General features: G+C 63.9%; 9 protein-coding genes. 1 reads left to right on the top strand and 8 read right to left on the bottom strand.

The window, feature by feature from the left end:
• Positions 1 to 532 precede the first annotated feature (532 nt).
• Positions 533 to 2,503 carry a M23 family metallopeptidase gene (locus X757_RS143800; protein WP_023686664.1) on the top strand — a complete coding sequence of 657 codons (1,971 nt, stop codon included), beginning with the start codon at positions 533 to 535 and terminating at the stop codon, positions 2,501 to 2,503.
• A gap of 173 nt (positions 2,504 to 2,676) precedes the next feature.
• Here X757_RS143800 and X757_RS143805 read toward each other — a convergent pair whose 3' ends face one another.
• From X757_RS143805 to ptsP, 8 genes are all read right to left on the bottom strand, one after another.
• Positions 2,677 to 4,236: an MFS transporter gene (locus X757_RS143805; protein WP_023727015.1), complete on the bottom strand. Its 1,560-nt coding sequence runs from the start codon at positions 4,234 to 4,236 to the stop codon at positions 2,677 to 2,679.
• Between the two features lie 100 nt (positions 4,237 to 4,336).
• Positions 4,337 to 5,854 (bottom strand): L,D-transpeptidase family protein, encoded by a 1,518-nt coding sequence (locus tag X757_RS143810; protein ID WP_023701438.1) that lies wholly within the window; start codon positions 5,852 to 5,854, stop codon positions 4,337 to 4,339.
• A gap of 292 nt (positions 5,855 to 6,146) precedes the next feature.
• Entirely contained in the window at positions 6,147 to 6,503 is a 357-nt protein-coding gene (locus X757_RS143815) for an MmcQ/YjbR family DNA-binding protein (protein WP_023685771.1), read from the bottom strand.
• Positions 6,504 to 6,574: 71 nt separating this feature from the next.
• The gene (gene clpB, locus X757_RS143820; RefSeq protein ID WP_023727014.1) at positions 6,575 to 9,181 is read right to left on the bottom strand and encodes an ATP-dependent chaperone ClpB; all 2,607 of its coding nucleotides are present in this window, start codon (positions 9,179 to 9,181) and stop codon (positions 6,575 to 6,577) included.
• Positions 9,182 to 9,389: 208 nt separating this feature from the next.
• On the bottom strand, positions 9,390 to 10,385 hold the full coding sequence (locus X757_RS143825) for a DUF4167 domain-containing protein (protein ID WP_023686668.1): 996 nt from the start codon (positions 10,383 to 10,385) through the stop codon (positions 9,390 to 9,392).
• A 304-nt stretch (positions 10,386 to 10,689) separates the two neighbouring features.
• Positions 10,690 to 11,568 (bottom strand): peptide chain release factor N(5)-glutamine methyltransferase, encoded by an 879-nt coding sequence (gene prmC, locus X757_RS143830; protein WP_023727013.1) that lies wholly within the window; start codon positions 11,566 to 11,568, stop codon positions 10,690 to 10,692.
• Positions 11,561 to 12,640, bottom strand: coding sequence for a peptide chain release factor 1 (prfA, locus tag X757_RS143835; RefSeq protein ID WP_023727012.1), 1,080 nt, complete (start codon positions 12,638 to 12,640; stop codon positions 11,561 to 11,563). The genes prmC and prfA overlap by 8 nt, the downstream gene beginning before the upstream one ends.
• A gap of 8 nt (positions 12,641 to 12,648) precedes the next feature.
• Complete coding sequence (gene ptsP, locus X757_RS143840) at positions 12,649 to 14,919, bottom strand: phosphoenolpyruvate--protein phosphotransferase (protein ID WP_023693992.1); 2,271 nt, start codon at positions 14,917 to 14,919, stop codon at positions 12,649 to 12,651.
• Positions 14,920 to 14,974: the final 55 nt, after the last annotated feature.

Raw genomic sequence — 14,974 nt, 5'->3', positions numbered from 1 at the left:
GTGGCCCGTTCCACCTCTGGCTTCGGGGCCGTCCGAGTGTCGCTTACGCGGCTCTCTTGAATTCTCACAAGGGCTCCTCAGAAGCAAACTGCTTCGCCGCCAGCGGCGCACCGCCCTCGTTCGTGAGGCGTATATAGTCGCCACCAACCAGAACTGTCAACAGTCATCGACGATGTTTTTGAACTTTTTGCGACAGAAGTTTTGGCGCCGGCGGACTGCCCCAAGGGAACATTGGCGTTGCCAAAAAGGAGCCCTATTGCCGCCGCATTGCCGTTCGACACCAAGGCCAACAAAGAAGGGCTCGGCGCGGCCCGCAAGGTGCCTTCCTATAAGAGCCAAAGCGGGGTCTGCGCATCACCGGTTCGGACCCTCCTACAAGAGGATAAAGTCGCCTCTCTACAAGGGGCTGTAAAACAGAGCGTGTGCGTGGGGATTTCGCCGCTTCGTTGACTTCACCCGCCGTGACAGGCAAATGTCATGGCCCAACAGAAGCGAAAAGCCGTTCCGCCCGGGGAAGAAGCAGCCTTTCTGGATGCCAGACACGGAAGATGTCATAGCCGAACTCGGCAATGAGCCGCCGCTGATCGCGGATGGCCGCAGCGGCCCGCCCGACCGGCGCGAGGTTTCGGCGCGCTGGCTATCGGGCACCTTTCTTACCGGCGTGACCTCGAGTGTGCTGATGGGCGTGGCGTTGTTTGCCGCCCTTGACGGCCGCCAGCAGTTGGCAACCCCGCCCGAAATCGCCGAACTGGCCCAGCTCGAAAGCGGCGGCGATTCCGGCGAGGTCGCCAAGACCACCAGGCTGGTGGCGCCGCGCCAGATCGCCAAGGCCAAGGACCGCCGGCGCATGGAAGTGTCGATGGTGACCAAGGTCGGCGACCGCGACGTTATCCACACCATGCCGTTCGTGCAGATCAAGATGGCGCTGGCCGCCGGCCACACCACCAACCGCGCCTATCCGCCTTTCGACCCGATGCAGGTGTTCGGCGACGATGGCGACTCGACGCCGGCGCAGCCGGCGACGGCCTCCGCGGTTGGCGGCCAGATCTACGGCGCCAAGGTCGAAAGCGAGATGAGCCTCAAGACGGTCGATTTCCCGGTCGAGACGGCCTCCTTCGACGAAAAAAGCGACCTGTCCGCCGACGAGGTGGAAAAAGTGGTGCGCGAGGCCGGCACCGACCTCAGCGACGGCGCCGTGCAGGTAGCCTCGCTGCATTATGTCGACCCGCAGCGATTCGGCGATGCCTTCGCCGAATCGATGGCCGGCTCCTACGACGTCAAGATCGTGCCGGAAAACGTCTCGGTGGCGCCGCGCGTCGCTCTCGACGACCAGACCCCGGCTTTCGCCGAGGAAATCATTCCCTTCACCAGGGACCGCGACATTGCCGAGGCTTTCGCTGATTCGGGGTATACGGGCGATGACGCCACCGGCATGGCGGAGGCGATCGGCAAGCTGCTCAACGCACCGGCGCTGAAGGCCGGAACCGTGCTGCGCGTCGGGCTCGAGGTACATGGCGACGCCGCCAAGGTCGTTCGCACCAGCGTCTATGACAAGACAACGCACATCGTCACCATCGCGCTCGACGACCGCGGCCAGTATGTGCCGGCGCAGGAACCGGAGCCGAACCCCGAATTGCTGACAGCGTTCGATGATTCGTCGGCGCCGGTGGTGGTGCGCGGCAATCTGCCGAACGTCTATGACGGCATCTACCGCGCCGCCTATTCCTACGGCATGTCGAAGAAGCTGACCCAGCAACTGGTCAAGCTCCTGGCCTCCGGCGTCGACTTCCAGTCCAGGCTCAATCCATCGGACCGCATCGACGTGCTGTTCTCGCAGCCGGACGGCGACGACCAGGCCTCCGACGAATCGGAACTGCTCTATGTCTCGTCGACCTTCGGCGGCCAGACGCGCAATTTCTACCGATTCCAGATGCAGGACGGCTCGACCGACTATTTCGACGAGGACGGATCGAGCGCCGAGCAGTTCCTGTTGCGCAACCCCCTGCCCGCCGGGAAATTCCGCTCCGGCTTCGGCGCCCGCCGACATCCGATCCTCGGTTATGTCCGCATGCATACCGGCGTCGACTGGGCGGCGCCGATCGGAACGCCGATTATCGCCGCCGGCAACGGCACCATCGAAAAGGCCGGCTGGGCCGGCGGTTACGGCAAGCAGATCATCATTCGCCATGCCAATGGCTACGAGACCTCCTACAATCACCAGAGCGCCTTTGCCAAAGGCATCGAACCGGGCGTTCATGTCCGCCAGGGCCAGACCATCGGCTTCCTCGGTCAGACCGGCCTCTCCACCGGTCCGCATCTTCACTACGAGCTGATCGTCAACGGCACCAAGGTCGACCCGATGCGCGTGCGCCTGCCGGTCGGCAAGGTGCTGAAGGGCGACGACCTGGTCGCTTTCAAGCGCGAGCGCGAGCGCATCGATGAACTGCTCAAGCAGGAAGACAGCAATCCGCTGAAGGTCGCGAGCGCCAAGATCGAAGGCTAATGCATGTCGCCCAGAAGTGTGCCGCGGCTCTGGGACAAGGACATGCGTCAAAACAAAGACTTAAAGCGCGTCGTATGAATCCGTTTCAGCGCGACGCGCTTTAAGCCGTCACACTCGACGCCGGCGAATCATAATCGCCCCATCAGAGCATTCCGAATCGGGTCGGCTCCGAATCAGGTCGACTGCTCCTCTTCGGCTCGTGACCAAGGCAGCTTTTGCCCCGAAACGGTGGCCCAGGCGATAATAGCGGCAAGGAGGCAAAGCACGGCCGTCACTGTCGACACGGCCGCGAACGCCGCATCGCTGGCGGCGAGCCGTGTTGCATCAAGGTCTGACGCCAGGCCGGCCAATGCCGGTTCTCCGAACCCCGGAATGCCCGGCCTGACGCTGGTATCGAGCATCGTCGAATAGACCCAGGCCGCGAGCGAGCCCATCGCCGCCACAGCAATCAGCCCGCCAATGCGCGAAACCGCATTGTTGATGCCGGAAGCGGCGCCGGTATCCTTGTCCTCGACCGCGGTCATGACCGCCGTCGACAGCGGCGACACCACCAGCGCCATGCCGAGCCCCATCACCGCCATCAGCGGAAAGATACCGGTCCAGAAATTGTGCATGCCGGCATGAGTGAGCAAAGCCAGCCCGGCAAAGGCGATGGCGACCACCAGGCAGCCGCTGGCGATCGGAAAACGCGGACCGATGCGATCCGACCACTGGCCGACGAGACCCGACAGCAGCGCGATCGACGCCGACAGCGGCAGGAAGATGAAACCGACCTCTTTGGTGTTCAGCCCCCATCCGGCGATCAACAGCATCGGCAGGTAGAACAGGTTGGCCGACAGGGCGAAATACAGGAAGAAGGTGGCGAGGTTGGCGCCGGCAAAGGCGCCGATCCGAAACAGCTTGAGATCGATCATCGGCTCGCGCTGCCGAAGCTCGAAGACGATGAAGATGATAAGCAGCACGGCGCCTGCGGCGATGCTCGGCCCCGACATCAGCCCGCTGCCTTCGGCGCTCATCGAGGTCAGTCCGTAGGCAAGCGCCCCGAAGGCAAGCGTGGCGAGAGCGGCGCCGCCGAGATCGAGGCTTCGCTTCTCCGTCGGCGCGTCGGCGGGAATCTTGGCCAGCAGGAGATAGATCGAGATCAGCCCGAGCGGCAGGTTGACGGCGAAGATCGCCCGCCAGATACCGCCGCCAAAGGCCGACAGAACGAAGCCGCCGAGCACCGGACCGAGCGCAGTCGTCAGCGCCGAGGCGGCGGCCCAGATGCCGATCGCCCGGCCGCGCTCCTTCTTCGGATAGGCCTTGGCGATGATGGCGAGGCTGCCCGGCACCATGATCGCCGCACCAATGCCCTGAATGGCGCGAAAGGCGATGAGCACCAGCGCATTCGGCGCCACCGCGCAGGCCAGCGAAGCGACGATGAACAGCGCAATGCCGGCAACGAAGGCGCGCCTGAGGCCAAACCGGTCGCCGGCGGCGCCGCCGGCCAGAATCAGCGCCGACAGCGTCAGCGCATAGGCGTTGGAAATCCACTGGACCTCGGCCAGGCTGGCGCCGAGGTCGACGCGCATTGCCGGCATGGCAATGGCCAGGATCGACCCGTCGATGAAGCCGAGCGCTGACGCCAGGATCGCCGCTACCAGCACGAACTTGCGCTGCGACTGCGGGCAAAATGTACCGTTGGAAAGCGACCTGGTCAGGGGAACGGCTGCGGCTTCGCTCGGAGACTTCATGAGCGTCTGCTTAGACTTGTTGCGGGCCGGCAACAACCAGCCAGCACCCTGCGCTCATGAATCCAGCTTTGGATATCGGCCTGCCTTAAGGGCAGGCCGATCACTGCGCTGGAGCGCTCACTTGCTCCGCAACATCATCGGCCGAGGGACCGCCGACGAACTCGACGGTGACGCCCGGCGACACCAGCTTGGCCAGTTCACGCGCATCCCAATTTGTCAGGCGCACGCAGCCATGGCTTTCGGTCTTGCCGATCTTGGACGGATCGGGCGTGCCGTGAATGCCATAGGTCGGCTTGTCCAGCGCGATCCACACCGAGCCGACCGGGCCGTTCGGACCCGGCGGGATGGTCAGGATCTTGTCGTTCTGGCCCTGCTTGAAATTGATGCTGGGGTTGTAGGTGTAGTTCGGATCGAGCGCGACGCGCGACACCGTATGAGTGCCGGTCGGCGAGGGCGTGTCGGCTGAACCAATGGTGGCCGGATAGGCCGCGACCAGCTTGCCACCGGCGTCATAGGCGAACACCTGCTTCTTGTCCTTGTCGGCGACGATGCGGGCAACCGGCGTCGCCACCAGCCTGCCGAAATTGGCGACCTTGATGATGGTGCCGGGACGGCTGAAGTCGGCCTCGGGATTGAGCCCCTTCAGGTAGTTCTCGTCCATGTGGAACCGTTCGGCCAAGGCTTCGGTGACGGAGGTGTAAGCCATGCGGTCGAGCTGCGCCTTCTGGCTGTAATCCTCCGGTATCGAGGCGACATAAGGCCCGGCCGCGTCCTCGGGCGTGATCGTATAATTGGCGAAAGCATCGCCACCGGTCTGCGCCAGCGCAGCCTGGATGCCGACCGCGTCGGTCGAGCGCAGATTGCTGCCGGTGATCTGGTTATAGGCGGCAAGCGCCTTGTCGACATTGGAGCCGAAGCGCCCGTCGACGACGCCGGGTGAAGCGCCGGCGCGGTCGAGCAGCACCTGCAAGGCGGCTACATCCTGGCGTGCGCCGAGTGAAAGCGAGGGATCGACCACGGTCTTGCCACCGGCTTTCGGCGGCAGCGCGGCCTGGTCGGCGGGCGCCGCCGGTTCGGCGGGATCGATAGAGGCTTCGTTCAGCGGCTGGCGCTTGACGGGCCGCGGTTCAGCGGATTTCGGCGCTTCCGGATAGGTGTCGCTGTCATTGGCATCATCCTGCGGAGCGGCCCCCAGGAATCTGTCGCTTTCAGGATCGTATTCATCAACCGGCGGGCCGGGGATTCGTCCCTGATCGTCCAGTTGCCTGCGGCGGAAACGCGCCATGTCTTCGGGATCGTCGAGATAGTAGCGGTCGTCGTCTTCGACCGGTGCGCGTCCAAGCTCACGTGCCCGCATTTCCCGGCGCAGCGCGCGGCGGTCGAGCCTGGTCTGCGGCGGCTGGATGGCGATGACCTTGCCGGTCTCGGCATCGACGATGACGCGGTTGCCCCTGGCGTCGTAATAGATGTCGAGATTGCCGTCCTGGGCAAGCACAATGCCGCCGCTATCGGCGGCGCGGACGGCCGGCAGTGCGTTGTCCACAGTCGGCGATGCCATGGCGCTGGACGTGAGCAGCCCGGCGGCGAGCACCGAAAAGGCAAGGATCGTGCGGAACATGGTGGTCAAACTCTCCGGTACTTACAGCGCCGCGCGTCCGTTTGGACGCGCAAAGGACGCTGTAACACTTCATGTCTGCGCATGATCCTTTCCGAAAATCGAATTTCGATTTTCGGGGTCATGCGTAATTGCCGCCGCCCGGCAGTGTTCCCACCAGAACGTTCTCGCCACCGTTTGGATGCGCAAGGAACGCCCTGATCGTCAAAAGCCTGCAGGCAAACCCCTTCGCCAGCAAACCACAACATAAGCTTTCCAACATGAACCGGGCATGAAGATGGCGGATTACTGGTTGCTACAGGCCCAATTCCTTGCGCGTCTGCTTCGTCAGCTTGAGGACGACGAGGCGGTGGCTTTCGCCGAGATAGTCCTTCAGCGCATCATCATCCATGCTCTGGCTTGTCTGACGCTGGATCCATTTCATGCCGCGCGAGGCGAGATAGGGCGCCGGCCGGCAGCCGGGCTGATCCTTCAGCACGTCATAAGCCATTTCAGAGCATTTGAAGGTGACGAAGACGCCACCCTCCCGGTCATGGCCGGCGATGGTGAAGACCTTGCCACCGACTTTCCAGACATCGGCCCCGCCCCACTGCACGACATGCGTCGTCTGCGGCAGCGAGGCGCAGAAGCTGTTGTAGTCGTCCAGCGTCATCTGCACCCCCGTCAAAGGATTGTTGTTTCATAAGAAAATGCCGCGCGTCCGGTCGGACGCGCGGCGTTGGATCAGGCTGCCGCGTCGGTCGGCACCACAGTGGGCCTGGACCGGAAATTCAACCGGTCGGAGCCGGCCGTGACCTTGACGGTCGAGCCGTCGAGTATCTCGCCAAGCAGGATTTTTTCCGCCAGCGGATCTTGCAGGTCCTTCTGCATCACCCGCTTCAGCGGCCGCGCGCCATAGGCCGGGTCGTAGCCCTTCGCCGCCAGCCAGTCGATCGAATCCTGGTCGAGCGACAGTGTGATCTTGCGGTCGGCGAGCAGGCTTTCCAGCCGCTTGAGCTGGATCTCGACGATGCAGCCCATATCCTGCCGGCGCAGCCGGTGGAACAGGATCACCTCGTCGACGCGGTTGAGGAACTCCGGCCTGAACGAGGCTCTCACCACGCTCATAACCTCGTCGCGCACGGCATCGACGTCCTGCTCTTCGCCGAGATTGACCAGATATTCGGCACCGAGGTTCGACGTCATGACGATCAGCGTGTTGCGGAAGTCGACCGTGCGGCCCTGCCCGTCGGTCAGCCGCCCGTCGTCGAGCACCTGCAACAGCACGTTGAAGACATCCGGATGCGCCTTCTCGATCTCGTCGAACAGCACGACCTGATAGGGCCGGCGCCGCACCGCTTCGGTCAGCGCACCGCCTTCCTCATAGCCGACATAACCGGGAGGCGCTCCGATCAGCCGGGCGACCGAGTGCTTCTCCATGTATTCCGACATGTCGATGCGCACCATAGCGCTCTCGTCGTCGAACAGGAAATTGGCCAGCGCCTTGGTCAGTTCGGTCTTGCCGACGCCGGTCGGTCCGAGGAACATGAACGAGCCGATCGGCCGGTTCGGATCCTGCAGCCCGGCCCGGGCACGACGCACGGCCTTGGACACCGCCTGTACCGCTTCGCCCTGGCCGACGACTCGCTTGCCGATCTCGTCTTCCATGCGCAGCAGCTTGTCGCGCTCGCCCTGCAGCATCTTGTCGACCGGAATGCCGGTCCAACGCGACACGATATGGGCGACGTGGTCGGGCGTGACCACCTCTTCGACCATGCCGGCCTTGCCGTCCTGGGCTTCGGCTTCCTTCAGCTTCTTTTCCAGTTCCGGGATCTTGCCATAGGCAAGCTCGCCGGCGCGCTGGAATTCACCCTTGCGCTGGGCAATGGCGAGGTCGTTGCGGGCGGCGTCGAGCTGCTTCTTGAGGTCAGCGGCGAGGCCAAGCTTCTGCTTCTCCGACTGCCATTTGGCGGTGATCTCGGTCGATTCCTCCTCGAGGCCGACGAGTTCCTTTTCGAGACGCGCGAGCCGGTCCTTTGACGCCTCGTCCTTCTCGACCTTCAGTGCCTCGCGCTCGATCTTGAGCTGCATGATGCGGCGATCGATTTCGTCCAGCGCCTCGGGCTTGGAATCGACCTGCATCCTCAGCCGCGACGCGGCTTCGTCGACAAGGTCGATCGCCTTGTCCGGCAGGAAACGGTCGGCGATGTAGCGGTTGGACAAGGTCGCCGCCGCGACCAGCGCCGAATCCGAGATGCGCACCTTGTGGTGCTGCTCGTACTTCTCCTTCAGGCCACGCAGGATCGACACGGTATCTTCCACCGACGGCTCGTTGACGAAGACCGGCTGGAACCGGCGGGCAAGGGCCGCGTCCTTCTCGACATGCTTCCTGTATTCATCGAGCGTGGTCGCGCCGACGCAGTGCAGTTCGCCGCGCGCCAGCGCCGGCTTCAACAGGTTCGAAGCGTCCATGGCGCCATCGGCCTTGCCGGCGCCGACCAGCGTGTGCATCTCGTCGATGAACAGGATGATGCCGCCGGCCGCCGAGGTGACTTCGTTGAGCACGGCCTTCAGCCGCTCCTCGAACTCGCCGCGATATTTGGCGCCGGCAATCAGCGCGCCCATGTCGAGCGCCATCAACTGCTTGTCCTTCAGCGATTCGGGCACGTCGCCATTGACGATGCGCAGCGCCAGACCTTCGGCGATCGCCGTTTTGCCGACGCCCGGCTCGCCGATCAGCACCGGGTTGTTCTTGGTACGCCGCGACAGCACCTGGATGGTGCGGCGGATCTCGTCGTCACGGCCAATCACAGGGTCGAGCTTGCCGGCGCGGGCATCGGCGGTGAGGTCGCGCGCGTATTTCTTCAGCGCGTCATAGCCCTGCTCGGCGCTCGCCGAATCGGCGGTACGGCCCTTGCGGACGTCGTTGATCACCTGGTTCAGCGCCTGCGCTGTGACGCCGGCCTTGGACAGGATATCGGCCGTCTTGGCCGACTTCTCCATCGCCAGCGCCTGCAGCAGCCGCTCGACCGTGACAAAACTGTCGCCGGCTTTCTTGGCCAATTCCTCGGCGGTCGAAAACACCTTGGCCAGCGGCTGCGCCAGATAAAGCTGGCCGTTGCCGCCTTCCACCTTCGGCATGGCCTCAAGGGCGGTCTCGACGCCAAGCTTGACGTCGCGCACGTTGCCGCCGGCGCGCTCGATCAGCGAGGCGGCCAGCCCCTCATCGTCATCGACGAGGACCTTCAGCATATGTTCGGGAGTGAATTGCTGGTGATTGCGCGAGAGCGCCATGGTCTGGGCGGACTGAATGAATCCGCGGACGCGCTCGGAGTATTTCTCGAGGTTCATATCTGTCTCCTTCCATCACCGGCCCGCTTTGCGGCACCGGATCAGATTGCGGTGACGGACCCGCTCATCCGAGCCGGGTCCAGTTCACGCCAGATATGGGGCGCAAGCCATTGCCGCTCAAGACGTCCGGCTGATGATATTGCATGGCCGAGCAAACGAAAACGGCGGAGATTTCTCTCCGCCGTTTCATCGACTTATGTCTTGTGGGTCAGTTGTTGGCGTCGACGGCGAACGGGTCGCCGGCAGGGCTTTCGGCCGGCGCCGCATCAACCACGTCAACAGCGGCAGCGGTCTCGCCGGCGCCATCCACCACCTGGCCACCACCAGACTGTTCGTCACCGACCTGATCGGCATTGTTGCGCGGGCGGCGCGGACGCCGCGGGCGACGGGCAGCGCCGCTCTCGGCGGCTGCCTCATTGAGTTCGGCCCGGGCGGCAAGAGCCGCCGGCGACAGGTTTTCGTACAGCGGCGCCGACTCGGAGAAACCGCTCTCGGCTTCGGGCTCAACCGCGGAAACGGTTTCCGCCTGTGCCGGGGTTTCGGTGAAGCGCTGCTGGTCGCCGCGCTGGCCGTTCTGCTCGCCACGCTGGGCAAAGTCGCCACGCTGGTCGTTCTGGCCATAGCCGCCATTGGGGCGGCGGTCACGGTTGCGGCCATTGTTGTCGCGGCCGTTGTTGTTGCGGCCATTATTGTCACGGCCATTATTGTCACGGCCACTGTTGTTCTCGCGGCCGTTTTCCTGGCCGTATGCGAGTTCGGCCGGCGTGCCCTCAATCGTCGGCTGCGGACCGTTGCCGTGGTTGGCCATCGGCGCTTGAGTCTCGCCGCCATTGCCGCTGCCGGCATTGTCAAAATCGTCGCGATCTTCATCGTCGTCGAATTCGTCGCGGTTCTGCGGGGCATTCTGGATCGGCATCTGCGCCTGTGCGGCGGCAATGATGCGGTTGTAGTGCTCGGCGTGCTGGAGGTAATTTTCCGCCATAACCCGGTCGCCGGAGCTTTGCGCATCACGGGCCAGAGTGGCGTATTTTTCGGCGATCTGCTGAGCCGATCCACGGATTTTCACGTCCGGGCCGTTGCTCTCGTAGTTGCGCGTCAGGGGATTTGGGCCCTTGCGGTTGTTATTGTTGTTATTGTTGTTGCCACCGCCGCCGCCATTGTTGTTGCGACCGCGCATGCGCCTGTTCTGCTGTTGTGGCCTCATAAGACTCTCTTCATTTTGAAATTTTCGAAAAACGTTTCGCGAACGGAGGCGCTCATGCAGCCAGCCGTTTCGTTTCTTCACCGGCGTTCGCCCGCATCAATTGCGTTGGCGCCACGTGTCATCCTGTTCCGGTTACATCACTTGCCGGACGATTCCCGCACGAAGCTTGGGCGTCGTTTGCGCAAGAAGGCAGCTATTTCCAAGGAAAACCGAATCGCTAAGAGCACTGCCTGCTTCGTCTCATCCGGTTAGGGCGGACCCTAGCCGCATTCCCCGGCATTGCCAAGCGCTTTTTTGCACTGCGTCAAGGCTTTCCCTGTTCAAACATAAGAACCCTGTCGTTTCCGCCAAGATCGACAAATGCCCCGGCCAGCCTGTAGCCGGCTGCCGCGAATATGTCTTTGACCTCATTGCGCTGCGTGTGGCCGATCTCGACCGCTATCTTGCCTTCTGCTTCCAGAAACTTTGCCGCCTCGGCGGCGATGATCCTGTAGGGGCCAAGACCGTCCACACCGCCATCAAGGGCTCTGTGCGGATCGAAATCGCGGACCTCGTCCTGCAGATTTCCAATGTCTCTAGACGATATATAGGGAGGGTTTGCGGCAATTACATGGTATCGGCCCGAAACTTTTTCGAACCAGTCAGACTGCAGCCCCACGAACCGGCCGGCGAGTCCGAGTTGCTCGGCATTGCGTATCGCGGTTGCCAGCGCGTCTTGTGAAATATCGACCCCGGTGGCGGTCGCGGCCGGAACCGCGCTGAGCAGCGCCAGCGCAATCGCGCCGGTACCGGTGCCGAGATCGAGGATACGGCATTCCCCCAGCCTTTCGGCCGTCGCGCCGGCAAAAGGGAAGACCGCCTCGACCAGCGTTTCGGTGTCCGGCCGCGGCTCCAGCGTTTCCGGCGACAGCGACAGCCGCAGGCCGTAAAACTCGCGAAACCCGAGGATGCGGTGCACCGGTTCGCCGGCCATGCGGCGCTGCAGAGCAGCGTCGATTGCGGCAACCGCACCCGCATCGACCGTCCGCTGCGGGTCGGCGATCGCCTGCGTACGGTCCGTGCCGGAAAAATGTTCGACGATCAGCCTGGCATCCAGCGCCGGGTCGGAAAGGCCGGCCGCGGCAAGCCGCTCCCGCGCCACCCGCAACAACGGCCCGAGCGCGCCGGGCAACATGTCAGCCATCGAGGCCAATATCGGCGAGCAGCTTCGACTGATGGTCGGCAATCAGCGCATTGATGACCTCATCGAGCTCGCCCATCATCACCCGGTCGAGCTTGTAGAGCGTCAGGTTGATACGATGGTCGGTAAGGCGGCCCTGCGGGAAATTGTAGGTGCGGATGCGCTCCGAACGGTCGCCCGAACCAACCTGCGATTTGCGTGACTCCGAGCGCTCCTCGTCCGCCTTGCTGCGCTCGAGGTCGTAAAGCCGCGCACGCAGAATCTGCATGGCTTTCGCCCGGTTCTGATGCTGCGACTTCTCCGCCTGCACCACCATGATACCGGTCGGCAAATGGGTGATGCGCACGGCCGAATCGGTGGTGTTGACGTGCTGGCCACCCGAACCCGAGGCGCGCATCGTGTCGATGCGGATGTCTTCGGCGCGGATGTCGATGTCGACCTCTTCGGCTTCCGGCAGAACGGCCACCGTCGCCGCCGAGGTGTGGATGCGCCCGCTGGCCTCGGTCGCCGGCACGCGCTGCACGCGGTGCACGCCGGATTCGAATTTCAGATGGGCAAAGACGCCCCTACCGGAAATGGTGGCGATGATTTCCTTGAAGCCGCCGGCATCGCCGTCGCTGGCCGACACCGTCTCGAAGCGCCAGCCGCGTTCGGCGGCATAGCGCTCATACATGCGAAACAGGTCGCCGGCGAACAATGCCGCCTCATCGCCGCCGGTGCCGGCGCGGATTTCAAGGATGGCGTTCTTGTCGTCGGCCGCATCCTTGGGCAACAGCAGGATCTGGATGTCCTTTTGCAGCTGTTCGATACGCTCTTCGACGCCGGGCAAATCTGCCTCCGCCAGGGCCCGCATCTCGGCATCGGTGCCCTTGTCGGCAAGCATCGCCTCGAGGTCGGCTTGCTCGCGCTCGACTGAGCGCAGTTCCCTGACCTTGGCCACCATGTCCTGCAACTCGGCATATTCGGAGGCCATCTTCACATAGGCATCGGCCGTCGGGCCGGCCGACATCTGCGCTTCGAGCATCTCGAAGCGCTTGACGACCTGATCCATACGCTCGCGGGGAAGATTGACCATGGCTAATGCTATAGCGGGATGGAGCGGTCGTCGGCAAAGGCCTGCAGCAGCGCCCGCATCGGCAGCCCTTGAGCCGGCGCCATCAGATTGTCGGCAAAGAAAGCCTCCAATTCCTCCAATGGCAGTTCGGTTAGCATCGCCTTTACCGGGCCGATCGAGGCTGGAGACATCGAGATCGAGCGGTAGCCAAGGCCGATCAGCGCCATGGCGGAAATGGGTTTTCCGGCAAGCTCGCCGCACAGCGTCACCGGCGTGTGGTTGCGAACCCCGGCGTCGGCGATCTGCTTCAGAACCCGCAGGAAAGGCGTCGAAAGCGTGTCGAAGCGGTCGGAGAGCTGCGTGTTCCCCCGATCGACCGCCATGACGAACTGGAACAGGTCGTTGGAGCCGACCGAGACGAAATCGACCGCCTTCATCAACTCGTCGAGCTGGAACAGCAGCGACGGCACTTCCAGCATGGCGCCCACCTTGAGGCTGGTCGGCAGATGGTGGGCAAAGCGGGAGAGATGCCGCACTTCGCGGTCGATGATCTCGCGCGCCTGGGCGATTTCGCCGAGTTCGGTAACCATCGGCAGCATCAGCTTCAGTTCGCGCCCGCCGCAGGCCTTCAGCAGAGCGCGGATCTGGGTCCTGAGCAGACCCGGTCGGTCGAGCGTCAGCCGAATCGCGCGCCAGCCGAGCGCAGGGTTTTCTTCCTGGATGGCGCCCTTGAAGTAGGGCAGCACCTTGTCGCCGCCGATGTCGATGGTGCGGAAGGTGACCGGCTTGCCGCGCGCCGCGTCCAGCACGTCGCGGTAGAGCCGCTCCTGCGCCTCGGCACGCGGGAAGGTCGAGGCGACCATGAACTGCAATTCGGTGCGGAACAGGCCGATGCCGGCCGCACCCGCCTCGGCCAGCTGCGGCAGGTCGACGGCCAGGCCCGCATTCATCAGCAGGTCGACCTGGACGCCGTCCTTGGTCACCGACGGCTTCTTGCGCAGTTCCCGGTAGACTTCCTGCCGGCGCGCCCGGAAGCGCACTTTTTCGGCATAGGCAGCTTCGAGGTCGGGCTGCGGCCGCAGATGGATGGTGCCTTCCTCGCCGTCGACGATGATGGCATCGCCGTTTTCCGCCATGGAAACGGCGCCCTTCATCTGGCCGGCGACCGGAATGCCCATGGCGCGCGCTACGATGACGACGTGGCTGGTGGCAGCGCCGTCTTCCAGCACCACGCCGCGCAGCTTGTCCCTGGGATAATCAAGCAGTTCGGCCGCGCCCATCGAGCGCGCGACCAGGATGGCATCCTTCGGCAGTGACGCCGCGACGTCGTCAGGCCCGCGCCCCATCAGCTGGCGCAGCAGCCGGTTGGCGAGATCGTCGAAGTCGCTCATCCTCTCGCGCAAATAAGGATCGGTCATGTGCAGCATGCGGGCGCGCATGTCGCTCTGCACCTTTTCCACCGCCGCTTCCGCCGTCAGGCCGTTGCGGATCGCCTCTTCCAGCCGGCGCACCCAGCCGCGGTCGTTGGCAAACATGCGATACGCCTCGAGCACCTCGCGATGTTCTCCCTCGAAGGCGACATCGCGCCGCTCCAGCATGTCGTCGATGGAAAGCCTGAGCGAACCGAGCGACGTCTCCAGCCGGCGCACCTCTTCCTCACTGTCCTCGTTGAACAGATTGGTGACGACGATGCGTGGCTCATGCAGCACGACATGGCCGAGGCCGACACCCTCGTTAAAGGACAGGCCGGTAAAGCTGACGGGACGGCGCAGGTCGAGTTCGAGGCCGGGCCGGGTCAGGCGCGCGAGATCGCCGGTGGCGATCATCTCGGCGATCACCATGGCGGTCGTTTCCAGCGCCTCGACCTCGTCGTCGCGGTAGTGGCGCATGGTCTTGTTCTGCACCACCAGCACGCCCAGCGTGCGCCCTGCCCTTAGTACCGGCACGCCGAGGAAGGAATTGTAGATCTCTTCGCCGGTCTCCGGCAGGTAGGCGAAGGCCGGATGTTCCTGTGCATTGGAGAGGTTGAGCGGCCGCGCGCTCGCGGCAATGGTGCCGACGAGGCCCTGCCCCAGCCGCAGTTGCGCCAAATGGACGGCGTTCGGGTTCAGACCTTCGGTGGCATAGAGTTCGAGCACCGAATCGGCGCGCAGCACATAGAGCGAGCAGACCTCGGCGACCATGTTGGAGGCGATGTCGCGCACGATCCGGTCGAGCCGCTCCTGCGGCTCCAGCGGCTCCTGCATGAGCTCGCGGAGCCGTTTCAGCAGAACGCGCGGGCCGCTGGCCGTATCACGCATCGCGGCTTCTTCTCCAATGGGCATTTTGCCCGCCGCAGTTTCCACTGCGACCGGC

Origin of the sequence: Mesorhizobium sp. LSHC412B00 (genome assembly GCF_000503035.1) — a bacterium.
Lineage (GTDB): Bacteria > Pseudomonadota > Alphaproteobacteria > Rhizobiales > Rhizobiaceae > Mesorhizobium.
Note: the sequence above shows the minus strand (reverse complement) of the source record. Positions and strands in the feature narration are given on the sequence as shown.